Source organism: Halomonas sp. E19, from assembly GCF_052439355.1.
Taxonomy (GTDB): Bacteria; Pseudomonadota; Gammaproteobacteria; order Pseudomonadales; family Halomonadaceae; genus Halomonas.
In genome coordinates, this window is sequence record NZ_JBNFWU010000001.1 from 3,331,950 (window position 1) to 3,358,027 (window position 26,078).

Genomic DNA, 26,078 nt, shown 5'->3' on the forward strand with positions numbered 1-26,078 from the left:
TTCATGCGTCGCTACCCGCTTCGCTGCGCGGCGTGGGGGCCAGGCGAGGAAAATGGCGGCGTATCTCGGCGTATAGCTCAGCCACGTCCTCGACGTGGCGGCGGGAGAAATGGAACGGCACCAGCTGGCCGACCTCGGCCGCGGCGGCGATCTCGCCGCAGGCACGAGCCGTCAGGTGGCCGGTGCGTCGGGCTTGCTCGGCCTGGTCTTCACGAAACGAAGCCTCGCAGAATAGCACCTCGGCGCCGTGGGCAAGCGCACGCAGGCGCTCGCGGTTCCCGGGCGTGTCGCCGAAGTCGGTGGCGTAGACCAGGCGCTGGCCCGGCTGCGAGAAGAGAAGCTTTGCCGCCAGCTCGGCGACCGGGCGCCGGTTGCCGTCGGGCAGGGCGATCTCGCCTGCGTCGTCGCCTTGCACTGCGCGCTGCTTGAGTTCGCCGAGCCAGGGGCCGGGCGCCCAGCCGTGCGCTGCGAGGGCCTCCTTGCGTACCTTTTGCTGGGTGGCGGATTCGTAGGCAAACGCCAGCACCGGCGTGCCATGGTCCAGCGTGGTGGCGCGCACGCGAAAGCCTGGCTCTGCGCGCAGCACGCCATCTTCGACATCGCTGGGGGAGAGCGCCTTCATCGGCTGGCCAGCTACCAGGCGGTAGGGGGCCAGGCTCTCCCCGTGCAGCTCGAAGACCTCGAAGCGAGGCGCCTTGTCCGCGACACGATCCCACAGGATGCCGCGCAGGAAGCCGTCCAGATGGCTGGCGATTCCGGGTAGACCGTAGACCCGGCAGGCCGGGTAGTGGCCGATACGCGAGCGCAGCAGCCACGGGAAACCGCCGATATGGTCGAAATGGGCATGGCTGACGAAGAGGTCGCTGACCTGGTGGGCCAGGCGAGTGGGTAGCCGGTCGGGGTCGCCCAGGTCGAACAGCAGGCTGCGCTTGTGGTGGCGCAGGCGCAGGTGCAGCAGCGGGTCGCCGAACACGCCGTTGACCAGGGTGGCGCGCAGGCCGTTCAAGCGCAGCGTGGGGCGCGGGCTGCCGGCAGTCGCCTGCGGCGGTGGCCGGGCGGCTTCGTTGCTGGCGTCGGGCGGTATCGAGCTTGGCATGGTGGTCCTTGGCGTCGCGTCGTCATGCCCAGTGTGGGCGATTCCGCCGCCGCTGCCCACGCGCTCGGCCCGGCGGGCCCTGGCTCTGGTATACTGCCTCGATCCCCACTCGTCAGATTTCGCAGGAGTCCGCATGACCCGTATCGCCATCGTCGGTGTCGCCGGCCGCATGGGCCGCACCCTGGTCAACGCCGTGCAGGAGGATGCCGGCGCCACCCTGGCCGGCGGTATCGTCGAGCCGGGCAGTTCGCTGGCCGGGGCCGATATCGGCGAGCTGGCGGGGCTCGGCAAGCTGGGCGTCGCCGCGGTGGACTCGCTCGAGGCCATCGTCGATGACTTCGATGTGCTCATCGATTTCACCGCGCCCGGGTCACGCTGGCCAACCTGGCCTTCTGCGCGGCGCACGGCAAACGCATGGTGATCGGCACCACCGGCCTGGCCGACGACGAGCTGGCCGAGCTCGACGGCTACCGCGAGCGGCTGCCCTTCGTCTTCGCCCCCAACATGAGCGTGGGCGTGAACTTGACGCTGAAGCTGCTCGAGACCGCGGCCAGGGCGCTGGGCGACGAGGGCTACGACATCGAGGTGATCGAGGCCCACCATCGCCACAAGGTCGACTCGCCGTCCGGCACCGCGCTGAAGATGGGCGAAGTGGTGGCCGAGGCGCTGGGGCGCACGCTCAAGGAGCACGGCGTGTTCGAGCGTGTCGGCCAGTGCGGGCCGCGCGACCCCAAGGAGATCGGTTTCGCCACGGTGCGCGCCGGCGACATCGTCGGCGAACATACGGTGATGTTCGCCACCGAGGGCGAGCGCATCGAGATCACCCACAAGGCCTCGAGCCGCATGACCTTCGCCAAGGGCGCGGTGCGGGCGGCGCGCTGGGTGGCCGACCAGAGTAATGGACGCTACGGCATGCAGGACGTACTCGGGCTGGACTAAGGAAGCGCTTCCCTAAAGGGGGTGGTCGAGAAGGGCAGAATCCTGTAACATCTCCAAAATTTTGGCCGGGCGCCTGAAAACAGCAGTCCCACTGCGCGCTTGTTGCGTGGCCAGCCCCCGAGCAAACAGAGACAACAAGCGGGATGAAACCGGTTTTTTATCGGCTTCGTCCCGCTTTTTTACGAGCCGAATCTGTCGCTATGACGATAGCCGCCGAGCCTGCGCCCCTCGGGCTCGCACCAGCATGGGAGGACCTTGTCTTGAACAGCCCCGCATTGAGCAGACCCGCGATATTGGCCTTGGAAGACGGCAGCGTGTTTCATGGCACCGCCATCGGCGCCGATGGCCAGACCAGCGGCGAGGTGGTGTTCAATACGGCCATGACCGGTTATCAGGAGATCCTCACCGACCTCTCCTACACCCGACAGATCGTGACCCTGACCTATCCGCACATCGGTAACACTGGCGTCAACGCCGAGGACGTCGAGTCCGACGGTATCGCCGCCGCCGGCCTGGTGATCCGCGACCTGCCGCTGATTGCCAGCAACTTCCGCTCCGAGCAGTCGCTCTCCGACTACCTCAAGAGTCGCAACGTGCTCGGCATCGCCGACATCGACACCCGGCGCCTGACCCGCATCCTGCGCGACAAGGGCGCCCAGAACGGCGCCATCCTCGCCGGCAGCGAGGCCGAGGGCGACGACGCCGTCGAGCGTGCGCTGGCGGCGGCCCGCGACTTCCCCGGCCTCAAGGGCATGGACCTGGCCAAGGAGGTCAGCTGCAAGCAGGCCTACGAGTGGAACGAGGCGGAGTGGGCGCTGGGCCAGGGCAATGTCGATGCCAGCGGCAGCGAACGCCCCTTCCACGTGGTGGTCTACGACTACGGCGTGAAGTACAACATTCTGCGCATGCTGGCCTCCCGCGGCTGTCGCCTCACCGTGGTGCCGGCCCAGACCCCGGCTGGCGAAGTGCTGGCGCGCAACCCGGACGGCATCCTGCTGGCCAACGGCCCCGGCGACCCCGCGCCCTGCGACTACGCCATCGCGGCGATTCAGGAAATCCTCGAGACCAATATCCCGGTGTTCGGCATCTGCCTGGGCCACCAGCTGCTGGCGCTGGCCGCCGGCGCCAGCACGGTGAAGATGAACCACGGCCACCACGGCGCCAACCATCCGGTGCAGGACCTCGATACAGGCCGCGTGATGATCACCAGCCAGAACCACGGCTTCGCCGTCGACGAGGCGAGCCTGCCCGGCAATGTGCGCGCCATCCACCGGTCGCTGTTCGACGGCACCCTGCAGGGCATCGAGTTGACCGACCGCCCGGCCTTCAGCTTCCAGGGTCACCCGGAAGCGAGTCCCGGTCCGCGCGACGTGTCGCCGCTGTTCGATCGGTTTGTCGAGATGATGAAGGCCCGCCGCTAGGCCGAGCCCCGAAAACGTCGCCATTCGTCACCTTATTTTGCGGGGAGCACCATGCCCAAGCGTACCGACATCCAGAGCATCCTGATCATTGGCGCCGGCCCCATCGTCATCGGCCAGGCGTGCGAATTCGACTACTCCGGCGCCCAGGCCTGCAAGGCACTGCGCGAGGAGGGCTTCCGGGTCATCCTGGTCAACTCCAATCCGGCCACCATCATGACCGACCCGGCCATGGCCGACGCCACCTACATCGAGCCGATCACCTGGCAGGCGGTGGAGAAGATCATCGAGGCCGAGCGTCCCGACGCCATCCTGCCCACCATGGGCGGCCAGACCGCGCTCAACTGTGCCCTGGCGCTCGACAAGCACGGCGTGCTGGAAAAGTACGGCGTGGAGATGATCGGCGCCAACGCAGACACCATCGACAAGGCTGAAGACCGCGACCGCTTCGACAAGGCGATGAAGAACATCGGCCTGGAGTGCCCCAAGGCGAAGGTGGCCCACTCCATGGAAGAGGCCTGGGAGATCCAGGCCGAACTCGGCTTCCCGGTGATCATCCGCCCCTCCTTCACCATGGGCGGCTCCGGCGGCGGCGTGGCCTACAACAAGGAGGAGTTCGAGGAGATCTGCCATCGCGGCTTCGACCTCTCGCCCACCAAGGAGCTGCTCATCGACGAGTCGCTGCTGGGCTGGAAGGAGTACGAGATGGAGGTCGTTCGTGACAAGAACGACAACTGCATCATCGTCTGTGCGATCGAGAACTTCGACCCCATGGGCGTGCACACCGGCGACTCGATCACCGTGGCCCCGGCGCAGACGCTGACCGACAAGGAATACCAGATCATGCGCGACGCATCGCTGGCGGTGCTGCGCGAGATCGGCGTCGAGACCGGCGGCTCCAACGTGCAGTTCGGCGTCGACCCCGAGACCGGGCGCATGGTGGTCATCGAGATGAACCCGCGGGTGTCGCGCTCCTCGGCGCTGGCCTCCAAGGCCACCGGCTTCCCGATCGCCAAGATCGCCGCCAAGCTGGCGGTGGGCTACACCCTGGACGAGCTCTCCAACGACATCACCGGCGGGCGCACCCCGGCCTCGTTCGAGCCGTCGATCGACTACGTGGTCACCAAGATTCCGCGCTTCACCTTCGAGAAGTTTCCCCAGGCCAACGACCGCCTCACCACCCAGATGAAGTCGGTGGGCGAGGTGATGGCCATCGGGCGGACCTTCCAGGAGTCGCTGCAGAAGGCGCTGCGCGGGCTCGAGACCGGCAACGACGGCCTCGACCCCAAGTTTCCTGAGTTCAAGGCCGGCGAGTTCAGCGACGACGCCATGGCCCATATCAAGGGCGAGCTGCGGGCGGCCGGCGCCGAGCGCATCTTCTTCATCGCCGACGCCATGCGCGCCGGCATGAGCGTGGAGGAGATCTTTGCCCTGACCAAGGTCGACCCCTGGTTCCTGGTCCAGCTCGAGGAGCTGGTGCAGATCGAGCAGGGCGTGGCCCAGCGCTCGCTCTCCGAGCTGACGCCGCAGGCGCTGTTCCGCCTCAAGCGCAAGGGGTTCTCCGATGCGCGCCTGGCCAAGCTGCTCGGCGTCTCCGAGAAGGAGTTCCGCAAGACCCGGCAGAATGCCGGCATCCGCCCAGTCTACAAGCGCGTCGACACCTGTGCCGCCGAGTTCGCCTCGGACACCGCCTACATGTACTCCACCTACGAGGAGGAGTGCGAGGCCGAGGTCAGTGATCGGCAGAAGATCATGGTGCTGGGCGGCGGGCCCAACCGCATCGGCCAGGGCATCGAGTTTGACTACTGCTGCGTCCACGCTGCCTTCGCCATGCGCGACGACGGCTACGAGACCATCATGGTCAACTGCAACCCGGAAACCGTCTCCACCGACTACGACACCTCCGACCGTCTCTACTTCGAGCCGGTGACCCTGGAGGACGTGCTGGAGATCGCCGACAAGGAGCAGCCGGTCGGCGTGATCGTGCAGTTCGGCGGCCAGACCCTGCTCAAGCTCGCTCGTGAGCTCGAGGCCGCCGGCGTGCCGATCATCGGCACCACCCCGGACGCCATCGACCGCGCCGAGGATCGCGAGCGCTTCCAGCAGATGATCGACAAGCTGGGCCTCAAGCAGCCGCCCAACGCCACCGCGCGCAGCTTCGACGAGGCCTTCGCCAAAGCTGAGGCGATCGGCTACCCGCTGGTGGTGCGGCCGAGCTACGTGCTCGGCGGGCGCGCCATGGAGATCGTCTACTCCGCCGATGAGCTGGAGAACTACATGACCCATGCGGTCAAGGTCTCCAACGACTCGCCGGTGCTGCTCGACCACTTCCTCAACGCCGCCATCGAGATCGACATCGATGCCGTCTCCGACGGCCACGAAGTGGTGATCGGCGGCATCATGCAGCATATCGAGCAGGCTGGCGTGCACTCCGGCGACTCCGCCTGCGCGCTGCCGCCCTACTCGCTGCCGGCAGACGTGCAGGACGAGATGCGCGAGCAGGTCAAGAAGATGGCCGTGGAGCTTGGCGTGGTAGGCCTGATGAACGTGCAGCTGGCGTGGCAGGACGGCGAGATCTACGTCATCGAGGTCAACCCGCGCGCCTCGCGCACCGCGCCCTTCGTCTCCAAGTGCATCGGCACCTCGCTGGCCCAGGTCGCGGCACGCTGCATGGCCGGCAAGACCCTGGCCGAGCAGGGCTTCACTCGCGAGATCGTGCCGCACTTCTACAGCGTCAAGGAAGCGGTGTTCCCGTTCAACAAGTTCCCGGGCGTCGACCCGATCCTGTCGCCGGAGATGAAGTCCACCGGTGAGGTGATGGGCTCCGGCGAGACCTTCGCCGAGGCGTTCTACAAGGCGCAGCTGGGGGCCGGCGAGGCGATCCCGGCGCTGACCGGCGAGCGCAAGGCGTTTCTCTCGGTGCGCGAGCCGGACAAGGCGGGCGTTATCGAGATCGCCCGTTCTCTGCTAGGATTGGGGTTCACGCTGTGCGCGACCCGCGGCACCGCTGCCGCCCTTGAAGCCGCCGGGCTCGAGGTGGAGGTCGTCAACAAGGTCTACGAAGGTCGTCCGCATATCGTCGATCTGCTCAAGAACGACGACATCGCCTATATCGTCAATACCACCGAGGGTCGCCAGGCGATCAACGACTCCTCGGTGATCCGTCGTACCGCGTTGGCCCGCAAGGTGCCTTATGCCACCACCCTGGCAGGGGCGAGCGCCGTTTGCATGGCGCTGGAGTATGGCAACGAGATTACGGTGCGGCGGCTTCAGGAACTGCATGCAGGAGCAACGCAATGAACAAGGTCCCGATGACCGTTGCCGGCGAGGCACGCCTGCGCAAGGAACTCGAGGAGCTCAAGAGCGAGGCGCGCCCCGGGTGATCGCCGCCATCGCCGAAGCGCGTGAGCATGGCGATCTCAAGGAGAACGCCGAGTACCATGCGGCCCGCGAGCAGCAGGGCTTCATCGAGGGGCGCATCCAGGAGATCGAGAGCAAGCTCTCCAATGCCCAGGTGATCGACGTGGCCAAGCTGCCGAAGACGGGCAAGGTGATCTTCGGCGTCACCGTGGGGCTGATCAACCTCGGCAACGACGAGGAGGTCAGCTACCAGATCGTCGGCGAGGACGAGGCCGACATCAAGAGTGGCAAGATCTCCGTCACCTCGCCCATCGCCCGTGCCCTGATCGGCAAGGAGGAGGGCGACGTGGTGGTGGTCAGCACGCCGGGCGGCGAGGTCGAGTACGAGATCGGCAGCGTCGAGCACCACTGAGCGACAGGCAACACTCAGCAAAAGCCCGCATCGCGGGCTTTTGCATTCCAGGGCCTGGCTGGGCCGGATGGAGAGTTCGGGCTGGTTCAGTGCCGGCCGTGGTGATTCTCGAAGCGCTTGACGTTGGAGAGCTTCGGATTGGCCTGGGGGTTCCTGCGGTAGAGCAGGGCCATCTTGCCGATGGTCTGCACGCGTTCGGCGCCGCTGGCTGCCAGCAGTTCTTCGAGCATGGCGGCGCGGTCGTCGCGCTCGGGCAGGGCCAGCTTGATCTTGATCAGCTCGTGATCGGCCAGTGCCCGGTTGAGTTCCGCCAGCACGCCCTCGGAGATCCCGTTCTCCGACACCGTCACCACCGGGTTCAGGTGGTGGCCGATGCTGCGAAATGCTTTCTTTTGTGCCTGTGACAAGCTCATGGTATGTTGCGTCTTCTCGGTTGCGCTTAGCGCACCATGGTACGGTGAATCGCGCGGCAACGAAAGCGCGTGTTTCGCCGCATCTTGCCGTTACAGGCCCAGGCCTGCCAGCTGTCTTCGTTCGTCATCAAGGTGATGCCGTGGCTCGTTCCACCTCCTCTTCACGCGGCGGCGCTTCCGGCGCCTCGGATCGGCAGCGTGCCGCGAAACACGCTGCCAGCAAGACCAGCAAGGGCTGGCTGAAGGAGCACTTCGATGATCGCTTCGTTCAGCAGAGCTGGCAGGATGGCTACCGCAGCCGTGCCAGCTACAAGCTGCTGGCGCTCGACGAGAAGGATCGCCTGTTCCGTCCGGGCATGGCGGTGATCGACCTGGGGGCGGCCCCCGGCGGCTGGAGCCAGGTGGCGGCCGATCGGGTGGGGTCGGAGGGGCTGGTGATCGCCTCCGATATTCTCGAGATGGACGCCCTGGCCGGCGTCGACTTCATCCAGGGCGACTTCACCGAAGAGGCCGTGCTCGAGGCGATTCTGGCCGCGCTTGGCGGTCGCCCGGTGGACCTGGTGATGTCCGACATGGCGCCCAACATGAGCGGCATGAGTGCCATCGACCAGCCCCAGGCCATGTACCTGGTGGAGCTGGCGCTCGACCTGGCGCGCCAGACCCTGCGGCCAGAAGGCCGCTTTCTGGCCAAGGTGTTCCAGGGCGAAGGGTTCGATAGCTACCTCAAGGCGCTGCGGGACAGCTTCGCCCGGGTGGTGACCCGCAAGCCGGAGGCCTCTCGCGCTCGCTCGCGCGAGGTCTACCTGCTGGCGGAAGGATTTCGCGGCTGAGCCACATGGCTTGGTCCACGGCGAGCCGGTTTGCGCGACGCGTCCGGCCCGCCCGAGGTACCGATAGCGTAAGACTAATAGCATGATGGCCAGACACGGCCGTCCAACTGTGCCACAGTAGGGTGTCATGGGCGTGGTGAGCCGAAGGGAACGTGGTCTGCCCACCCATGGTCTTACACCCAGGCATCGTTGGCCCTGAGTAGCTTGCAGTGAGGGTAGTCCCTTGAATGATATGGCGAAGAACTTGATCCTCTGGTTGGTCATCGCGGCGGTGCTGCTGACGGTGTTCAACAACTTCACCGTCGACACGACGCCGCAGACGATGAACTATTCCCAGTTCGTCCAGCAGGTGCAGAACCAGCAGATCCGCAGCGTGACCATCGACGGCTACCGCATCACCGGCGAGCGTGCCGACGGCTCCCAGTTCCAGACCATCCGTCCGGCGGCGGAAGATCCCAAGCTGATCGACGATCTGCTCACCAACAACGTCACCGTGGTCGGCAGGGAGCCGCAGGAGCAGAGCCTGTGGACCCGGCTGCTGATCGCCAGCTTCCCGATCCTGCTGATACTTGCCATCTTCATGTTCTTCATGCGCCAGATGCAGGGCGGTGCCGGCGGCAAGGGCGGGCCGATGAGCTTCGGCAAGTCCAAGGCCAAGCTGCTCTCCCAAGACCAGATCAAGACCACCTTCGCCGATGTCGCCGGCTGCGACGAGGCCAAGGAGGAGGTCGAGGAGCTGGTCGACTTCCTGCGCGATCCCTCCAAGTTCCAGCGCCTGGGCGGCACCATCCCCCGCGGTGTGCTGATGGTGGGCCCGCCGGGTACCGGCAAGACGCTGCTGGCCAAGTCCATCGCCGGCGAGGCCAAGGTGCCGTTCTTCTCGATCTCCGGCTCCGACTTCGTCGAGATGTTCGTCGGCGTGGGTGCCTCGCGCGTGCGCGACATGTTCGAGCAGGCCAAGAAGCAGGCCCCTGCATCATCTTCATCGACGAGATCGACGCCGTGGGTCGTTCGCGCGGCGCCGGCATGGGCGGCGGCAACGATGAGCGTGAGCAGACCCTCAACCAGCTGCTGGTCGAGATGGACGGCTTCGAGGCCAACGAGGGCATTATCGTCATCGCCGCCACCAACCGTCCCGACGTGCTCGACCCGGCGCTGCTGCGCCCGGGCCGCTTCGACCGCCAGGTGGTGGTACCGCTGCCCGATATCCGCGGCCGCGAGCATATCCTCAACGTTCACCTGCGCAAGGTCCCACTGGCCGACGACGTCAAGCCTTCGTTCATCGCTCGCGGCACGCCGGGCTTCTCCGGCGCCGACCTGGCCAATCTGGTCAACGAGGCGGCGCTGTTTGCCGCGCGGCGCAACAAGCGCCTGGTGGGCATGGAGGAGCTGGAGCTGGCCAAGGACAAGATCATGATGGGCGCCGAACGCCGCTCCATGGTCATGACCGACAAGGAGAAGCTCAACACCGCCTACCACGAGTCGGGCCACGCCATCATCGGCCTGGTGATGCCGGAGCACGACCCGGTCTACAAGGTCACCATCATTCCCCGTGGCCGCGCCCTGGGCGTGACCATGTTCCTGCCCGAGCAGGATCGCTACAGCCTGTCGCGCCAGCAGATCATCAGCCAGATCTGCTCGCTGTTTGGCGGTCGTATCGCCGAGGAGATGACGCTGGGGCCGAGCGGTGTCACCACCGGGGCATCCAACGACATCAAGCGCGCCACCGAGCTGGCCCACAACATGGTCGCCAAGTGGGGGCTCTCCGAGGAGATGGGCCCGATCATGTACGACGAGGACGAGTCGCACCAGTTCCTCGGCGGCCCCGGCCAGGGCGGCGGCAAGCTCAAGTCCGGCGAGACCATCTCGCGGCTTGACAAGGAAGTGCGCAAGGTCATCGACGAATGCTACGCCCGGGCCAAGCACATTCTCGAAGAGAATCGCGACAAGCTCGACGCCATGGCTGAAGCGCTGATGCAGTACGAAACCATCGATGCTGACCAGCTCAAGGACATCATGGAAGGACGCACGCCGCGTCCGCCCAAGGGCTGGGATGACGGCGACTCGGGTGCCGGTTCGCCGGTGGTCGACGAGGTCGAAGCCCCGCGCAGTGACGAGCCGAGTACGGCGCCGACCGATAGCGGTAGCCACGATGGTGGAGATCATGGCGATGAGGACGAGGATGACGAACCCCGCCGTCGTCCTTCCGATCCGCTGGGCGGACCGGCCAGCTGACGCAGCGTGATCCATGCAGGCGCTCCCCGCTCGGGGAGCGCCTTTGGCGTAAAATGCCCCTTCCTCCTCGATAGCCTCGATTGGATCGACAGGATGACAGACAGCAAAGTGACCTGGTTGCCCTGTGGGCGGCATCGTCTCGATCTCTCCTTTCCCCGTGTGATGGGGATTCTCAACGTCACCCCCGACTCCTTCTCCGATGGCGGCCGCCACCTGGAGCTCGATGACGCCCTGCGCCACGCGGAGCGCATGCTGGCCCAGGGTGCGGCGATCATTGATGTGGGCGGCGAGTCGACGCGCCCCGGCTCGCGGCCGGTCTCTCCCCAGCAGGAGCTGGATCGCGTCGCTCCGGTGGTAGAGCGCCTGGTGCGGGATCTCGATGCGCTGGTCTCGGTCGATACCAGCTGTCCCGCGGTGATGCGCGAAACTGCGGCGCTGGGCGCCGGCATGCTCAACGACGTGCGTGCGCTCACCCGCGAGGGGCGCTGGAGGCGGCGGTTGGCACCGGCCTGCCGGTGTGCCTGATGCACATGCAGGGCGAGCCGCAGGACATGCAGCAGGCCCCTCGGTACGAGGTGCCCATCGAGACTGCGGTGGGCGACTACCTGCTGGCGCGGGTGGCGGCCTGCGAGGCGGCCGGGCTGCGTCGCGAGCGTTTGCTGATCGACCCGGGCTTCGGTTTCGGCAAGACGGTGGAGCACAACCTGCGCCTGCTCAACCGGATGGAAGGGCTAGCCGCGCTCGAGCTGCCGCTGCTGGTGGGCATGTCGCGCAAGAGCATGATCGGCAAAGTGCTGGATCGCCCGGTGGAGGAGCGCCTGCCCGGTGGGTTGGCGCTGGCGGCACTGGCGGTCGAGCGCGGCGCCCGCATTCTACGTGTCCATGACGTTGGCCCGGTCCTGGATGCGGTGAACATGACCTGGGCCGTACTCAAGGAAGGCTGTGAGCATGACTAGAAAATACTTCGGGACGGATGGCATTCGCGGAACGGTGGGGGAGTACCCCATCACGCCGGACTTTATGCTCAAGCTGGGCTGGGCCATGGGACGCGTGCTGAAGCGCGAGTCCGGCCGCGCCCGGGTGCTGATCGGCAAGGACACGCGTATCTCGGGTTACATGTTCGAATCGGCTCTGGAAGCCGGACTGTCGGCGGCCGGTGTCGACGTGGCGCTGCTCGGTCCGATGCCCACCCCGGGGATCGCCTACCTGACGCGCACCTTCCGCGCCGATGCCGGGATCGTCATCTCGGCTTCGCACAATCCTTTGCCGACAACGGCATCAAGTTCTTCTCCACCCAGGGCACCAAGCTGGCTGACGAGCTCGAGGAGCGCATCGAGACGATGCTCGACGAGCCGCTGACCACCGTGGCGGCCGACCGCCTCGGCAAGGCGGTGCGTATCGACGATGCCGCCGGTCGCTATATCGAGTTCTGCAAGTCGACCATTCCCAACCGGCTGAGCCTGCACGGGATCAAGATGGTGGTCGACTGCGCCCATGGCGCCACCTACCACATCGCACCGAGCGTGTTCCGCGAGCTGGGTGCCGAGGTCAGCCTGATGGGGGCGAGCCCCGACGGCCTCAATATCAACCGTGACGTGGGTTCCACCTCGCCGGCCTGCCTGCGCGCCGCGGTGATCCAGCAGGGCGCCGACCTTGGCGTCGCCTTCGACGGCGACGGCGACCGGGTGCTGATGGTCGACGCCGATGGGCGCGAGGTGGATGGCGACGACATCTTGTACCTGATCGCCCGCGATCGCTTCGAGAGTGGCCGCCTCCAGGGTGGCGTGGTCGGCACCCTGATGACCAATTTCGGCCTGGCCATGGCGCTGCAGCAGCTGGGCATCCCCTTCGAGCGGGCCAAGGTGGGCGATCGCTACGTGGTGGAGCGCCTGCTGGCCAACGGCTGGCAGCTCGGCGGCGAGTCGTCGGGCCATATCGTCTGCTCCGACGTGCAGAGCACCGGCGACGGCATCGTTTCGGCGCTGCAGGTGCTGGCCATCATGGTCAGCGAAGGCCGGCCGCTGCAGGCGCTGCTGTCCGGGCTGGAGAAGGTGCCCCAGGCGCTGGTCAACGTGCGCCTCACGCCGGGAAGCGACGCCAAGGCGCTGATGGCGAGTCCAGCGGTGAAGGATGCCGTAGCCGCCCTTGAGGCCGAGCTTGGCGATGAAGGGCGAGTGCTGCTGCGCCCTTCGGGCACCGAGCCGCTGATTCGGGTCATGGTAGAAGGGCGTGCGCATCTCGATGTCGACGGCCTGGCGCGCAGGCTGGCCGGGGAAGTGCAAAGCCAGCTGGCCTGATGCTGGCGCCGACGGTTGTCTTGACACGGCACCTCCTATACCATTTCGCTCCACTTGGAAAGAGGATCCCGCATGCGAACGCCGCTGATCGCCGGAAACTGGAAGATGAACGGCTCGGCCTCGCTGGTCGAGGATTTCGGTCGCAGCTTTGCCGAAACCGCTCTCCCGCAGGCGCTCGACGTCGTCATCCTGCCGCCCTTCCCCTACCTGGACGCGGCGCGGCGGGCCTTCGCCGACACCCCGCTTCGGCTGGGGGCGCAGACGCTGAATCCGCTGCACTCGGGGGCGCGTACCGGCGAGGTGAGCGGTCGCATGCTCAAGGAATTTGGCGTCGAGTACGCCCTGGTCGGACATTCCGAGCGGCGCCAGCTCTATCGCGAGGATGACGCGGCCGTGCATGATCGGCTGCTGGCGGCACTGAGCGCCGACATCACGCCGATCCTGTGCGTGGGCGAAACCCTGGAAGAGCGGGATGCCGGCAAGACCAAGGAAGTGGTGTTGCGCCAGGTGGGCTATGTCATGGCGCGCCTGGAGCAGGAGCAGCGGCCGCGCGTGGTGATTGCCTATGAACCGGTGTGGGCCATCGGTACGGGGCGGACGGCAACGCCCGAGCAGGCTCAGCAGGTCATGGCCTGGATACGTGAGTACCAGGCCAGCTTCGACCGTGAGCTGGCAGCGGACATGCGCCTGCTCTACGGCGGCAGCATGAATGCGAACAACGCGGCTGAGCTGCTGGCTCAGCCGGACATCGACGGCGGCCTGGTGGGCGGTGCCTCGCTCAAGGTCGGCGATTTCCTAGCCATTTGTCAGTCAGCAGGTTGAACTCATGCAAGTTGCCATTCTCATGATCCACGTGGCGATCGCCATCGCGCTGGTGGTTCTCGTCCTGCTGCAGCAGGGCAAGGGCGCCGAGGCGGGGGCCGCCTTCGGCGGTGGCGCCTCCCAGACCGTATTCGGCTCGCGCGGTACCGGTGGCTTTCTGTCACGCACCACGGCCATTCTGGCGGCGGCTTTCTTCGCCACCTCGCTGACCCTGGCCTACTTCGCCAGCGAAGCCGGCCAGGCGCCGGAAGCGGGCATTCCCGATGCGCGCCTGATCGAGCAGCAGCATGGGCTCCCGACGCTTGACGAAGACGCCCGCGGTGTGGATAATGCTGCGCCAGTGCTGGAAGAAAGCAGCGACTGAGTCGCGTTTCAGCATGCAGTGCAAGCCGAAGTGGTGGAATTGGTAGACACGCTATCTTGAGGGGGTAGTGACCTTACGGTCGTGCGGGTTCAAGTCCCGCCTTCGGCACCATCTGAAACGTTGCGACAATGTCTGTCGCAGATCATCAGACGCAAGATTGGCAGAAACGGTAGGCGTTTCCTCATCTTGGGTGTTGACCCGGGTGATAGGGACGGCCTACAATGGCCAACTTGGAATGTTGCGGGGTGGAGCAGTCTGGTAGCTCGTCGGGCTCATAACCCGAAGGTCATCGGTTCAAATCCGGTCCCCGCTACCATCTTCGACCAAGCGCTTCGTTGAAGCGACGGGTCCAAGTGGTAACACAGGTTTCTTGTGAAAGGCCCCTTCCTGAGAAGGGGCTTTTTGTTAGCAGCATACTGCCGGCGTCGCCGGTAGCGCTATCCGGGCAACGCCAATCAGCCACCTTGCTTTCCTGCTTTCTCCCGGCCAGGTGCCTGATGCAACGGCTGTAGGAGCTTTCTCTGTGGCACTCAAGGACGCTGCGCTTTATGCGCTGATCGAACCAGTGGTCACCGCCATGGGCTTCGAGCTCTGGGGCATTGACTATCGCCCCCAGGGAAAACACTCGAACCTGGTGATCTACATTGACCATGCCGATGGAATAAGCGTGGACCACTGCGCCGATGTGAGTCGCCAGGTCAGTGCCGTGCTGGACGTGGAGGATCCCATCCCGGGCGAGTATCGCCTGGAGGTGTCATCCCCCGGCATGGACCGCCCGCTGTATACCCTTGATCAGTTCGCGCGTTTCGCGGGGCACCAGGTGTCGCTCAAGCTGCGTGTGCCTTTCGACGGTCGGCGCAAGTTTCAGGGGCTGCTGGCTGGCATCGAGCAGGACGAGGTGCTGCTGCAGCTCGACGGCGAAGAATATTGCTTTCCCATCGAGAGCATCGACCAGGCGCGGGTGGTTCCCCGGTTCGAAGATTGACCGGCGTGGTCGGCGCATAAGGACAGGTTTTCTGGCGAGGCAAAGGCATGAGTAAAGAAATATTGATGGTCGTGGATGCGATCTCAAACGAAAAGGGCGTTCCCCGGCAGGTGATTTTCGAGGCTGTCGAGGCGGCGTTGGCCAGCGCCTCGCGCAAGCGCTTCGAGGGCCGCGAGGTCAGCGTGCGGGTGCACATCGATCGCCAGACCGGAGACTACGAGACCTATCGCCGCTGGGAAGTGGTGGAGGATGACGAGTTCGAGAGCCCCGACGCCGAGATCAAGCTCTCCTACGCCGAGCGGCGCGACCCGCCCCTTGCGCTTGGTGACGTGGTGGAAGAGCGGATCGAAAATGCCGCCTTCGGCCGCATCGCCGCCCAGACCGCCAAGCAGGTCATCGTGCAGAAGGTGCGTGAGGCCGAGCGTGCCGAGGTGGTTCGTCAGTATGCCGAGCGTCAGGGCGAGCTGGTGGCCGGCATTGTCAAGAAGACCACCAGGGAAGGCCTGATCATCGATCTGGGCGAAAACGCCGAGGCGTTCCTGCCGCGCAGCGAAATGATCCCCGGCGAGCGCTACCGCATGAACGATCGGGTGCGAGCGCTGCTGACCAAGGTCGACGCCGAGGCGCGTGGCGCCCAGCTGATCCTGTCGCGTACCTGTCCCGAGCTGATCATCGAACTGTTCAAGATCGAAGTGCCGGAAATCGCCGAGCAGCTCATCGAGATCAAAGGCGCGGCGCGTGATCCCGGCTCGCGGGCCAAGATCGCGGTCAAGACCAACGACCGGCGCATCGACCCGGTGGGTGCCTGCGTCGGCATGCGCGGCTCGCGCGTGCAGGCGGTGTCGAGCGAGCTGCAGAACGAGCGGGTCGACATCATTCTGTGGGACGACAACCCGGCCCAGCTGGTGATCAATGCCATGGCACCGGCCGATGTCGGCTCGATCCTGGTCGACGAAGACGCGCATGCCATGGACGTGGCGGTAGCTGAGGACAACCTGGCCCAGGCCATCGGCCGCAGTGGCCAGAACGTGCGCCTGGCCTCGGAGCTGACCGGCTGGCGCATCAACGTCATGACCGAGAGCGAGGCCGAAGACAAGCGAGAGAAAGAGATCGACAGCCTGGTCGAGCACTTCATTCAGCATCTGGAGATCGAGGACGACCTCGCCCGGCTGCTGGTGGAAGAAGGCTTCACCACGCTGGAAGAGATCGCCTACGTGCCCCTCGAGGAAATTCTCGAGATCGAGGAGCTCGACGAGGAGCTGGTGGAAGAGCTGCGGGCTCGCGCCAAGGATGAGCTGTTGACTATGGCCATTGCCTCCGAGGAGGAGCTGGACGGCGCGCAGCCGGCCGACGACCTGCTCGAGATGGAGGGCATGGAGCGTCACCTGGCCTTCATCCTGGCGAGCCGAGGCATCGTCACCATGGAGGACCTCGCCGAGCAGTCCATCGACGACCTGATGGACATCGAGGGCATGGACGAGGAGCGCGCCGCGGCATTGATCATGACTGCCCGTGCGCCCTGGTTCGATAGCGAACAGTAAACGGGTCACGGCTGAGGAGGGTCAACATGTCAGAGATGACCGTTAAGGATTTTGCAGCAAAGGTAGGGCGCGACGTGCCTCGCCTGCTGGAACAGATGAAAGAAGCCGGACTGGAGCACAAGTCCGAGACCGACGCCGTGTCCGAGGAGGACAAGCGCAAGCTGCTCGACTATCTCACCAAGAGCCACGGCAGCGGCGGGGCCGGCGCGCGCAACCGCATCACCCTGACGCGCAAGACCAAGAGCCGGATCAAGACCGGCGAGCGCGGCAAGACCATCGAAGTGCAGGTGCGCAAGAAGCGCACCTACGTCAAGCGTGAGGAAGAAGCGCCCAAGGCCGAGCCAGTGGAAGAGTCCGGCCCGCGCCAACTGGTGGGCGATATGGCCGACTCCCAGGCCAGGCGCGAGGCCGAGCAGGCCGAGCAGGCCAAGGTGCGTGCCGAGCAGGCCGCACGCGACGAAGCGGCCCGTGAAGAGGCAGCCAAGGTCGAGAAGGTGGCAGCGGAGCCGGTGGTGGCTGTGCCGGAGCTGGTCGAAGTAACTGAAGAAACGACGGCCGAGCCCGAGCCGCCGGCGCCGCCGAAGGAAGGTCGCACCGATCGCCGTACCGCGCCGCCCAAGAAGGCGTCGGCCAAGAAAGGGCGCCATGAGCGCGATGACGATGATCGTGGCGACCGCGAGGAGCGTCGCCGTGGTGGTGGCAAGAAGGTCAAGCGCGCCGAGCGTCGCGGTGGACGCCGTGGCTCCAGCCAGGGCGGCGGCGGCAAGCACGGCTTCCAGAAGCCGACGCAGCCGATCGTGCGCGAAGTCTCGATCCCTGAATCGATCAGCGTCGCCGAGCTGGCCGACAAGATGTCGATCAAGGCGAACGAGGTCATCAAGGCCATGTTCACCATGGGCGCGGCGGTGACCATCAACCAGACCATCGATCAGGACACTGCGGCCATCGTGGTCGAGGAAATGGGTCACAAGCCCAAGCTGATCAAGGATGACGCCCTCGAGACCGAAATGCTCGAAGGCATCTCCTACGAGGGCGAGGAGATCACCCGTTCGCCGGTCGTGACCGTGATGGGCCACGTCGACCACGGCAAGACCTCGCTGCTCGACTACATCCGCAAGGCCAAAGTGGCCACCGGTGAAGCTGGCGGCATCACCCAGCACATCGGTGCCTACCACGTCGAGGACGAGCACGGCGGCGTGACCTTCCTCGACACCCCCGGCCATGCGGCGTTCACCGCCATGCGTGCCCGCGGTGCCAAGGCGACCGACGTGGTCATCCTGGTGGTGGCAGCCGACGACGGCGTCATGCCCCAGACCATCGAGGCCATCGAGCACGCCAAGGCGGCCGAGGTGCCCATCGTGGTGGCGGTGAACAAGATCGACAAGCCGGCGGCCGACCCGGATCGGGTCAAGAACGAGCTGTCCCAGTACGGCGTCATCTCTGAGGAGTGGGGCGGCGACACGCAGTTCGTTCACGTCTCGGCCAAGAGCGGCGAAGGCATCGAGGATCTGCTGGAAGCGATCCAGCTGGTTTCCGAGGTGCTCGAGCTCAAGGCGGTGCCGGAGGCGCCGGGCAAGGGCGTGGTGGTCGAGTCGCGCCTCGACAAGGGTCGCGGCCCGGTGGCCACTGTACTGGTGCAGAACGGCACCCTGAAGAAGGGCGACATCGTGCTGGCCGGTCTGCATTACGGCCGCGTGCGTGCGCTGACCAACGAGCTTGGCCAGCAGGTCGACACGGCCGGCCCCGCCATGCCGGTGGAGATCCAGGGCCTCGACGGCACCCCGGACGCCGGCGACGACTTCATGGTCGTGGCCGACGAGAAGAAGGCCCGCGAGGTCGCCAACTTCCGTCAGGGCAAGTACCGCGAGGTGCGCCTGGCGCGTCAGCAGAAGGCCAAGCTGGAGAACATGTTCAGCCAGATGGGCCAGGACGAGGTGGCCAAGGTCAATATCGTGCTCAAGGCTGACGTGCAGGGCTCGCTGGAAGCGATCAAGGGTGCCCTGGAGGAGCTTTCCACCGATGAAGTCCAGGTGGCCGTGGTTTCCTCCGGCGTCGGCGGCATCACCGGTACCGACGCCAACCTGGCGCTGGCCTCCGAGGCCATCGTAGTCGGCTTCAACGTGCGTGCCGATGCCGCTGCTCGCGAGATCATCGAGCGTGAAGGTCTGGACCTGCGCTACTACAGCGTCATCTACCAGCTGATCGACGAGGTCAAGCAGGCCATGAGCGGCATGCTGGCACCGGAGTGGAAGGAAGAGATCGTCGGCGTGGCCGAGGTTCGCGACGTCTTCCGCGCGCCCAAGATCGGCGCCGTGGCCGGCTGCATGGTGGTCGAGGGGGCGGTCTTCCGCAACAAGAAGATCCGCGTGCTGCGCGACAACGTCGTCATCTACGAAGGCGAGCTCGAATCGCTGCGCCGCTTCAAGGACGACGTCCAGGAAGTGCGCAACGGCATGGAGTGCGGCATCGGCGTCAAGAACTACAATGACGTCCAAGTTGGCGACAAGATCGAGGTCTTCGACCAGGTCAAGGTCGAACGGACGCTGTAATCGCAGCGGGAGTGGAGCATGCGAGAGTTCAAGCGTACCGACCGGGTCGGCGACCAGCTGCAGAAGGAGCTGGCCGTGCTGATCCAGCGCGAGGTCAAGGACCCGCGCCTGGGCATGGTCACCGTCAGCGGGGTCACGGTCAGCCGTGACCTCGGCTATGCCGACGTCTACGTGACCCTGCTGGGCGAGGACAGCCCAGAGCGCGTGAAGGAGAACCTCAAGGTCCTCAAGCAGGCGGCGGGCTTCCTGCGTAGCCAGATCGCCCGGCGCATCAAGCTGCGCCACGTGCCGGAGCTGCGCTTCCACTACGACGAGAGCGTGGTGCGCGGCCAGCGGCTCTCTTCGCTGATCGACGAAGCCGTCTCCAGCGACCGTGCGCGTCACGACGATGAGCAGGGCACGGACGATAGCAACGAAGGAGAGCGCGGCTGATGGCGCGTCGCCGGCGAGGCCTGGCGGTCGACGGCGTGCTGCTGCTCGACAAGCCCAAGGGCGCCTCGAGCAACCACGCCCTGCAGCGGGTGCGACGCCTGCTGCAGGCGCAGAAGGCGGGCCATACCGGCACGCTGGACCCGATGGCCACCGGGCTGTTGCCGGTGTGCCTGGGCGAGGCGACCAAGTTCTCGGCGCACCTGCTCGAGGCCGATAAGGTCTACCGCACCCGGGTCCAGCTCGGTGCGGTGACCGATACCGGCGACGCCGAGGGCGAGGTGATCGAGCGCTGTGAGGTGCCGCCCTTGACGGCTGCGGATGTCGAGGCGGTGCTCGAGCGCTTTCGCGGCGAGATCGAGCAGGTGCCGCCGATGTACTCGGCGCTCAAGCACCAGGGGCGCAAGCTCTACGAGCTGGCCCGTGAGGGCCGTACGGTGGAGCGTGCAGCGCGACGTGTGACGGTGTATGATGCGCGGCTGCTCGCCTTCGAGGGTGATGCCTTTGACCTCGAGGTGCGTGTCAGCAAGGGCACATACATTCGTACCCTCGCCGAGGATATCGGTCGTGCGCTGGGCTGCGGGGCGCATATTACCGCCCTGCGGCGGCTGGCCACCGGCCCCTTCGGCAGCGAGGGCATGCTGCCCCTGGAGGCGCTCGAAGCCTTGGCCGGACAGGAGGAGCGTGAAGCGACGCTACTGTCGGTCGACGTGCTGGTGGTGCATCTGCCGAGACTCGATGTGAGCGAGGTCGCCATGCAGCGCCTCGTGCACGGCCAGTCGGCCGAGGTCGAAAGCCCGGGCGTCGAGGTCGGCGAGATGACAAGACTCTACTGCGCCGAGGCCTTCCTGGGCCTTGGCGTGGTGATCGGGCCACAGGAAGTGGCACCGAAACGGCTGCTGAGTAGCGCAGCGGTTTGAGGAAACGTACGACTCAAGCGTCGTTAGGTTTCCTAGGGAGCAACGTCGAGACTGCAAATATGCGTGGTCTCACTCATTCACCATTCAGGCATATTGCTTACTGGAGAGACAGATGGCACTGACCGCTGAAAAGAAGGCCGAGATCGTCAAGGAATTCGGCCGTGGCGACAACGACACCGGTTCCCCCGAAGTGCAGGTGGCCCTGCTGAGCGCCAACATCGATGGCCTGCAGGACCACTTCAAGAGCAACAAGCAGGATCACCACTCTCGCCGTGGCCTGATCCGCATGGTCAACCAGCGCCGCAAGCTGCTCGACTACCTGAAGCGCAAGGACTTCGAACGCTATCAGGCACTGATCCAGCGTCTCGGCCTGCGCCGCTGATCGACGCGCGAAGCTGGAAACGCAACGGGCAGCCCATGGGCTGCCCGTTTTGCTATCTGCACGGTTCTTGGCGACTCATCGCTCGGCGCGCCAGGAGGTGGCAGGGAGGCCGTGTGCCGGCAACGCCCAACAGCGCCCGGCAGACGATTCAGTGCGTCTGCGCCGATGCTCCACCGCGCTCGCTCCATGCCGGCGCCTTTGGAGAAAACCGCGGTATCGGTGGCTCTCCTGCGCGTCAACCCCTAAAATGATCGCCGAGTCAAAACGACCCATACATGAGTAGAGACAAGTTGAAGGAAGTCGCCGTGAATCCGGTCAAGAAAACATTTCAATACGGTCGCAGCACCGTCACCCTGGAAACCGGGCGCATCGCTCGTCAGGCCACTGGTGCCGTCATGGTTACCATGGACGAGACCGTGGTGCTGTGCACCGTCGTCGCCCGCAAGGACGCCAAGCCGGGGCAGGATTTCTTCCCGCTCTCCGTCCACTATCAGGAAAAGACCTATGCGGTAGGCAAGATTCCCGGCGGCTTCTTCAAGCGTGAAGGGCGCCCCACGGAGAAGGAAACCCTCACCTCGCGGCTGATCGACCGTCCGATCCGCCCGCTGTTCCCCAAGGGTTTCATGAACGAGGTGCAGGTCGTCTGTACCGTGCTCTCCACCGACCGCAACCATGACCCCGATATCGCGGCGCTGCTTGGCACCTCCGCGGCGCTGGCCATCTCCGGCGTGCCGTTCAACGGCCCGATCGGTGCTGCCCGCGTCGGCTTCAGCGAGGAGAAGGGCTACTTCCTCAATCCCACCGTGGAAGAGCTCACCAGCTCCGAGCTGGACATGGTGGTCGCCGGTACCGAGAAGGCCGTGCTGATGGTCGAGTCCGAGGCCGATGAGCTGCTCGAGGACGAGATGCTCGGCGCGGTGCTGTTCGGCCACGAGGAGATGCAGAAGGCCATTCGCGCGATCAACGAGCTGGTCGCCGAGGCCGGCAAGCCCAAGTGGGACTGGCAGCCGCCGGCAGAGAACACCGCGCTCAAGCAGGCCGTGGCCAGCGCCTTCGAGGCCAAGGTCGGCGAAGCCTATCGCATCATCGACAAGATGGCGCGTCAGGACGCTCTGGCGGCCCTCAAGCAGCAGGCGGTGGAACAGCTCGCCGGCGAAGAGAAGGGCCAGTTCGACGCCGAGGAGGTCAAGAGCGCCTTCGCCGGTCTCGAGAAGCGCGTGGTGCGCTCACGCGTGGTCAAGGGCGAGCCGCGCATCGACGGCCGCGACCACAAGACCGTGCGGCCGCTGGCCATCGAGGTGGGCAGCCTGCCCAAGACCCACGGCTCGGCGATCTTCACCCGTGGCGAGACCCAGGCGATCGTCATCGCCACCCTGGGCACCCTGCGCGATGCTCAGCTGATCGAGTCGCTGGAAGGCGAGCGCAAGGATCGCTTCCTGCTGCATTACAACTTCCCCTACAGCGTGGGTGAAGCCGGCTTCATGGGTGGCCCCAAGCGCCGCGAGATCGGCCACGGCCGCCTGGCGCGCCGCGGCGTGCAGGCGATGCTGCCCGACGACGCCGACTTCCCCTACACCATTCGCGTGGTCTCTGGAGATCACCGAGTCCAACGGCTCCAGCTCCATGGCCTCGGTGTGCGGCGCGTCGCTGGCGCTGATGGACGCCGGCGTGCCGATGAAGGCGCCGGTGGCGGGCATTGCCATGGGTCTGGTGAAGGATGACAGCGGCTTCGCCGTGCTCACCGACATCCTTGGCGACGAGGACCACCTGGGAGATATGGACTTCAAGGTGGCCGGCAGCGCCGCCGGTGTCACTGCGCTGCAGATGGACATCAAGATCGAGGGCATCAACGAGGAGATCATGGAGATCGCCCTGCAGCAGGCCCACGAGGCCCGCCTGCACATCCTCGAGCAGATGAACGCGGTGATCGGCCAGAGTCGCGCCGAGGTCTCCGAGAACGCGCCCTCCATGGCCACCATCAAGATCGATCCGGAGAAGATCCGCGACGTCATCGGCAAGGGTGGCGCCACCATCCGCAAGATCTGCGAGGACACCGGCGCTTCCATTGATCTCGACGACGACGGCACCGTGCGTATCTACGCCGAGGACAAGGCGGCGGCCAAGAAGGCCATCGATATCGTTTTATCGATCACCGCCGAAGCTGAGATCGGCAAGCTGTACAAGGGCAAGGTGGTGCGGATCGCCGACTTCGGCGCCTTTGTCAACATCATGCCGGGCACCGACGGCCTGGTGCACATCTCGCAGATCGTGCCTGAGCGGGTCAACGACGTGCGTGACTTCCTCAACGAGGGTGACGAGGTGGTGGTCAAGGTGCTCGACATCGACAACCGCAACCGCGTGAAGCTCACCATCAAGGAGATCACCGCGGAAGAGAAGGCTGCGTTCGAAGCCGCCGAGGCCGAAGTCGCGCTGTAAGCCGCACTCGACGCCGTAACGCGAACCGCCCCATGGCCAGGCCATGGGGGCGGTTTTTTACTGCTGTCACACTGGCGCCGCGGCGTTACCTCTCGATTGCCAGGGCGACACCCTGCCCACCACCAATACACAGCGTGGCCAGGCCCTTCTTGGCGTCGCGGGCGATCATCTCGTGCAGAAGGGTGATCAGCACGCGGCAGCCGGAGGCACCGATGGGGTGGCCAAGGGCAATGGCGCCGCCGTTGACGTTGACCTTGGAGGTATCCCAGCCGAGCTCCTTGTTGACCGACAGCGCCTGGGCGGCGAAGGCCTCGTTGGCTTCGACCAGATCGAGGTCGTCCAGGCTCCAGCCGGCCTTCTCCAGGCAGCGGCGGGTAGCCGGTGCCGGGCCGATGCCCATGATCGCCGGGTCGACGCCAGCGTTGGAGTAGGCGGCGATGCGCGCCAGCGGCTCGAGGCCAAGTTCACGGGCCTTGTCGGCCGAGCACAGCATCACCACGGCGGCGCCATCATTGATCGAGGAGGCGTTGCCGGCGGTGATGGTGCCATCCTTCTTGAAGGCGGGCTTCATGCCGGCCAGCTTGTCGGCGGAGACTTCGCGAGGGTTCTCGTCGGTATCGAAGACCAGCGGGTCACCCTTACGCTGGGGAATTTCCACCGGGACGATCTGGCTCTTGAAGCGGCCTTCCTTGATGGCGGCGGCTGCCTTCTGCTGGGAGGCGGCGGCGAACTCGTCCATGGCCTCGCGAGTGATGCCGTATTTCTCGGCCAAGTTCTCGGCGGTGATGCCCATGTGATAGTTGTTGAAGGCGTCCCACAGGCCGTCATGCACCATGGTATCGACCGCCTTCCAGTCACCCATGCGCTGACCGTTGCGCGAGTTGGGTAGCACGTGGGGCGAAGCCGACATGTTTTCCTGCCCGCCGGCAAGGATCAGCTCGGCGTCGCCACAGCGGATCGCCTGGGTCGCCAGGTGTAGCGCCTTGAGGCCGGAGCCGCAGACCTTGTTGATGGTCATGGCGGGAACGGAATGAGGCAGGCCGGCCTTGATGGCGGCCTGGCGTGCCGGGTTCTGGCCCACACCGGCGGTCAGCACCTGGCCGAGCAGCACTTCGTCGACCTGATCGGCGGGCACGCCGGTGGAAGCCAGGATGTCCTTGATCACCAGTGCGCCGAGGTCGCTGGCGGGAATGCCGGCAAGCGATCCACCAAAGGCGCCAATGGCAGTACGGCGAGCCGCAACGATCACCACTTCTTTCATGGGGAATTCTCCTGAATCGTTCACTGACGTTAACCGATCCAGCATAGGCGACGTTTGTGCGCTGCGGCAATGCCCTTTTAGGGAAGCGGCTGCGCCAGGCGTCGCAGCCGCTCAGTGGGCGGTCAGGCGAACTGGACGGGAATGGCGTTGCTGGTGTGGCTGACGACGTTGCCTTCCTGCAGATAGACGAGGCTTGGCTGATGGTTATCCAACTCGGCCTCGCTGTAGTGGGCGTAGCTGCAGATGATCACGCGATCGCCGGGGCCGGCCAGGTGGGCGGCGGCGCCGTTGATCGAGATGAGCCGTGAGCCCTCTTCGCCGCGAATCGCATAGGTGGTGAAGCGCTGGCCGTTTTCCACGTTGTAGATCTGAATCTGCTCGTTCTCGCGAATGCCGGTCATGTCCAGCAGTTCGCCGTCGATGGCGCAGGAGCCCTCGTAGTTGAGAACCGCATGGGTGACACGGGCCATGTGCAGCTTGGCCTTGAGCATGATGGTGAACATGAGGCGCTGGTTTCTCCGGGGTGGCTGGCCTGGCGCGTTAGCGCGGCAGGGTCAGGGTCAGGTTGTCGATCAGGCGGGTCGTGCCCAGGCGGGCGGCGACCAGCAGCACGGCGTCGCGGGTGTCGGCGGCAAGCGGGCCCAGGTCGGCGGCCCGAAGCTCCAGATAGTCGAGCCCGAACCCGGCGCTTTCCAAGTGGGTGCGGGCCGTGTGCAGAGCGGCTGGTGCCGGCTGGCCGGCCTGCAAGGCGTCGCGCAGCTGGCTCAGCGCGCGGTGCAGCTCCGGTGCGGTGGCGCGCTCGGCGGGGAGAGATAGCCGTTGCGCGATGACAGCGCCAGGCCGTCATTGGCGCGCACGATCGGCACGCCGACGACCTCGACGGGAATGTGCAGGTCGGCCACCAGCTTGCGAATGACCGCCAGCTGCTGGTAATCCTTCTCGCCGAAGCAGGCCACGTCGGGCTGCACTAGGTGGAAAAGAATGCTTACCACCGTGGCCACGCCGTCGAAATGGCCTGGCCGCGAGCCGCCGCACAGGCCTTCGCTGACGACGGGCACGCGAACCTGGGTGAGCTGCTCCAGGCCGTGCGGATAGAGGGTGGCGACGCTGGGCGCGAACAGCAGGTCGCAGCCGCTTGCCTCCAGTTTCGCCTGGTCCTCGGCGAGCGTGCGCGGATAGGCGTCGAGATCCTCGCCGGCGCCGAACTGCAGCGGGTTGACGAAGATGGTGGCCACCACCACGTCGGCGTGCTGCCGGGCGGTCTCCACCAGCGCCAGGTGGCCTTCGTGCAGGTTGCCCATGGTCGGCACCAGCCCGATGCGCTGGCCGCGGTGGCGGAATTCGCCAAGCGCATCGCGCAGGGCGGCTATGTCACGCAGGGTACGCATC

General features: G+C 65.7%; 16 protein-coding genes, 2 tRNA genes and 6 pseudogenes. 19 read left to right on the forward strand and 5 right to left on the reverse strand.

All coding sequences use genetic code 11. From position 1 onward, the window contains the following. Position 1: 1 nt before the first annotated feature. A complete protein-coding gene (locus tag ACUDAL_RS17400) occupies positions 2-1,096 on the reverse strand; it encodes an MBL fold metallo-hydrolase (RefSeq protein ID WP_444679018.1) in 1,095 nt (364 codons plus the stop codon). 133 nt (positions 1,097-1,229) lie between these two features. Between ACUDAL_RS17400 and dapB the strand changes: the two are divergent. The 4 genes and pseudogenes from dapB to greA all read left to right on the forward strand — a co-directional run bounded on the left by dapB (position 1,230) and on the right by greA (position 7,225). Further along, a pseudogene (dapB, locus tag ACUDAL_RS17405) lies at positions 1,230-2,035 on the forward strand (4-hydroxy-tetrahydrodipicolinate reductase). Between the two features lie 275 nt (positions 2,036-2,310). Then, on the forward strand, positions 2,311-3,456 hold the full coding sequence (gene carA / locus ACUDAL_RS17410; RefSeq protein WP_444679427.1) for a glutamine-hydrolyzing carbamoyl-phosphate synthase small subunit: 1,146 nt from the start codon (positions 2,311-2,313) through the stop codon (positions 3,454-3,456). A gap of 51 nt (positions 3,457-3,507) precedes the next feature. After that, positions 3,508-6,753, forward strand: a complete 3,246-nt coding sequence (carB, locus tag ACUDAL_RS17415) for a carbamoyl-phosphate synthase large subunit (RefSeq protein WP_444679019.1) — start codon at positions 3,508-3,510, stop codon at positions 6,751-6,753. Next, positions 6,750-7,225: pseudogene (gene greA / locus ACUDAL_RS17420) on the forward strand (transcription elongation factor GreA). Before carB ends, greA begins: the two are co-directional and overlap by 4 nt. A gap of 86 nt (positions 7,226-7,311) precedes the next feature. Here the strand turns inward: greA and yhbY are convergent. After that, complete coding sequence (yhbY, locus tag ACUDAL_RS17425) at positions 7,312-7,638, reverse strand: ribosome assembly RNA-binding protein YhbY (RefSeq protein ID WP_444679020.1); 327 nt, start codon at positions 7,636-7,638, stop codon at positions 7,312-7,314. Positions 7,639-7,778: 140 nt separating this feature from the next. Between yhbY and rlmE the strand changes: the two genes are divergently transcribed. From rlmE to pnp, 15 genes and pseudogenes are all read left to right on the forward strand, one after another. Beyond that, complete coding sequence (gene rlmE / locus ACUDAL_RS17430) at positions 7,779-8,468, forward strand: 23S rRNA (uridine(2552)-2'-O)-methyltransferase RlmE (protein ID WP_444679021.1); 690 nt, start codon at positions 7,779-7,781, stop codon at positions 8,466-8,468. Between the two features lie 252 nt (positions 8,469-8,720). Beyond that, a complete protein-coding gene (locus tag ACUDAL_RS17435) occupies positions 8,721-10,703 on the forward strand; it encodes an ATP-dependent metallopeptidase FtsH/Yme1/Tma family protein (RefSeq protein WP_444679428.1) in 1,983 nt (660 codons plus the stop codon). 93 nt (positions 10,704-10,796) lie between these two features. Continuing rightward, positions 10,797-11,659: pseudogene (folP, locus tag ACUDAL_RS17440) on the forward strand (dihydropteroate synthase). After that, positions 11,652-13,000, forward strand: a pseudogene (gene glmM, locus ACUDAL_RS17445) (phosphoglucosamine mutase). Before folP ends, glmM begins: the two co-directional pseudogenes overlap by 8 nt. A gap of 72 nt (positions 13,001-13,072) precedes the next feature. Next, positions 13,073-13,822, forward strand: coding sequence for a triose-phosphate isomerase (tpiA, locus tag ACUDAL_RS17450; protein ID WP_444679022.1), 750 nt, complete (start codon positions 13,073-13,075; stop codon positions 13,820-13,822). Positions 13,823-13,826: 4 nt separating this feature from the next. Further along, entirely contained in the window at positions 13,827-14,186 is a 360-nt protein-coding gene (secG, locus tag ACUDAL_RS17455) for a preprotein translocase subunit SecG (protein WP_444679023.1), read from the forward strand. A gap of 24 nt (positions 14,187-14,210) precedes the next feature. After that, a tRNA-Leu gene (locus tag ACUDAL_RS17460) sits at positions 14,211-14,297 on the forward strand. A 128-nt stretch (positions 14,298-14,425) separates the two neighbouring features. Beyond that, positions 14,426-14,502: transfer RNA gene (locus ACUDAL_RS17465), tRNA-Met, on the forward strand. 207 nt (positions 14,503-14,709) lie between these two features. Next, the gene (gene rimP, locus ACUDAL_RS17470; protein WP_444679024.1) at positions 14,710-15,171 is read left to right on the forward strand and encodes a ribosome maturation factor RimP; all 462 of its coding nucleotides are present in this window, start codon (positions 14,710-14,712) and stop codon (positions 15,169-15,171) included. 47 nt (positions 15,172-15,218) lie between these two features. Further along, positions 15,219-16,712, forward strand: coding sequence for a transcription termination factor NusA (gene nusA / locus ACUDAL_RS17475; protein WP_444679025.1), 1,494 nt, complete (start codon positions 15,219-15,221; stop codon positions 16,710-16,712). A 26-nt stretch (positions 16,713-16,738) separates the two neighbouring features. Next, positions 16,739-19,261, forward strand: coding sequence for a translation initiation factor IF-2 (gene infB / locus ACUDAL_RS17480; protein WP_444679026.1), 2,523 nt, complete (start codon positions 16,739-16,741; stop codon positions 19,259-19,261). A gap of 18 nt (positions 19,262-19,279) precedes the next feature. Beyond that, a complete protein-coding gene (rbfA, locus tag ACUDAL_RS17485; protein WP_444679027.1) occupies positions 19,280-19,693 on the forward strand; it encodes a 30S ribosome-binding factor RbfA in 414 nt (137 codons plus the stop codon). Next, positions 19,693-20,610, forward strand: a complete 918-nt coding sequence (truB, locus tag ACUDAL_RS17490; protein ID WP_444679028.1) for a tRNA pseudouridine(55) synthase TruB — start codon at positions 19,693-19,695, stop codon at positions 20,608-20,610. Before rbfA ends, truB begins: the two co-directional genes overlap by 1 nt. A gap of 112 nt (positions 20,611-20,722) precedes the next feature. Continuing rightward, on the forward strand, positions 20,723-20,992 hold the full coding sequence (rpsO, locus tag ACUDAL_RS17495; RefSeq protein WP_444679029.1) for a 30S ribosomal protein S15: 270 nt from the start codon (positions 20,723-20,725) through the stop codon (positions 20,990-20,992). Positions 20,993-21,297: 305 nt separating this feature from the next. Then, a pseudogene (gene pnp, locus ACUDAL_RS17500) lies at positions 21,298-23,428 on the forward strand (polyribonucleotide nucleotidyltransferase). 85 nt (positions 23,429-23,513) lie between these two features. Here the strand turns inward: pnp and ACUDAL_RS17505 are convergent. From ACUDAL_RS17505 to panC, 3 genes and pseudogenes are all read right to left on the reverse strand, one after another. Then, positions 23,514-24,689, reverse strand: a complete 1,176-nt coding sequence (locus tag ACUDAL_RS17505) for an acetyl-CoA C-acetyltransferase (protein ID WP_444679030.1) — start codon at positions 24,687-24,689, stop codon at positions 23,514-23,516. A gap of 122 nt (positions 24,690-24,811) precedes the next feature. Then, positions 24,812-25,192, reverse strand: coding sequence for an aspartate 1-decarboxylase (panD, locus tag ACUDAL_RS17510; RefSeq protein ID WP_444679031.1), 381 nt, complete (start codon positions 25,190-25,192; stop codon positions 24,812-24,814). A gap of 37 nt (positions 25,193-25,229) precedes the next feature. Next, a pseudogene (gene panC, locus ACUDAL_RS17515) lies at positions 25,230-26,077 on the reverse strand (pantoate--beta-alanine ligase). Position 26,078: the final 1 nt, after the last annotated feature.

Coding starts and splice junctions, on each gene's coding strand:
- yhbY (WP_444679020.1), bottom strand. CDS start 7,638: ATGAGCTTGTCACAGGCACAAAAGAAAGCATTTCGCAGCATCGGCCAC.
- nusA (WP_444679025.1), top strand. CDS start 15,219: ATGAGTAAAGAAATATTGATGGTCGTGGATGCGATCTCAAACGAAAAG.
- truB (WP_444679028.1), top strand. CDS start 19,693: ATGGCGCGTCGCCGGCGAGGCCTGGCGGTCGACGGCGTGCTGCTGCTC.
- secG (WP_444679023.1), top strand. CDS start 13,827: ATGCAAGTTGCCATTCTCATGATCCACGTGGCGATCGCCATCGCGCTG.
- panD (WP_444679031.1), bottom strand. CDS start 25,192: ATGTTCACCATCATGCTCAAGGCCAAGCTGCACATGGCCCGTGTCACC.
- tpiA (WP_444679022.1), top strand. CDS start 13,073: ATGCGAACGCCGCTGATCGCCGGAAACTGGAAGATGAACGGCTCGGCC.
- infB (WP_444679026.1), top strand. CDS start 16,739: ATGTCAGAGATGACCGTTAAGGATTTTGCAGCAAAGGTAGGGCGCGAC.
- rpsO (WP_444679029.1), top strand. CDS start 20,723: ATGGCACTGACCGCTGAAAAGAAGGCCGAGATCGTCAAGGAATTCGGC.
- ACUDAL_RS17505 (WP_444679030.1), bottom strand. CDS start 24,689: ATGAAAGAAGTGGTGATCGTTGCGGCTCGCCGTACTGCCATTGGCGCC.
- ACUDAL_RS17400 (WP_444679018.1), bottom strand. CDS start 1,096: ATGCCAAGCTCGATACCGCCCGACGCCAGCAACGAAGCCGCCCGGCCA.
- rbfA (WP_444679027.1), top strand. CDS start 19,280: ATGCGAGAGTTCAAGCGTACCGACCGGGTCGGCGACCAGCTGCAGAAG.
- carB (WP_444679019.1), top strand. CDS start 3,508: ATGCCCAAGCGTACCGACATCCAGAGCATCCTGATCATTGGCGCCGGC.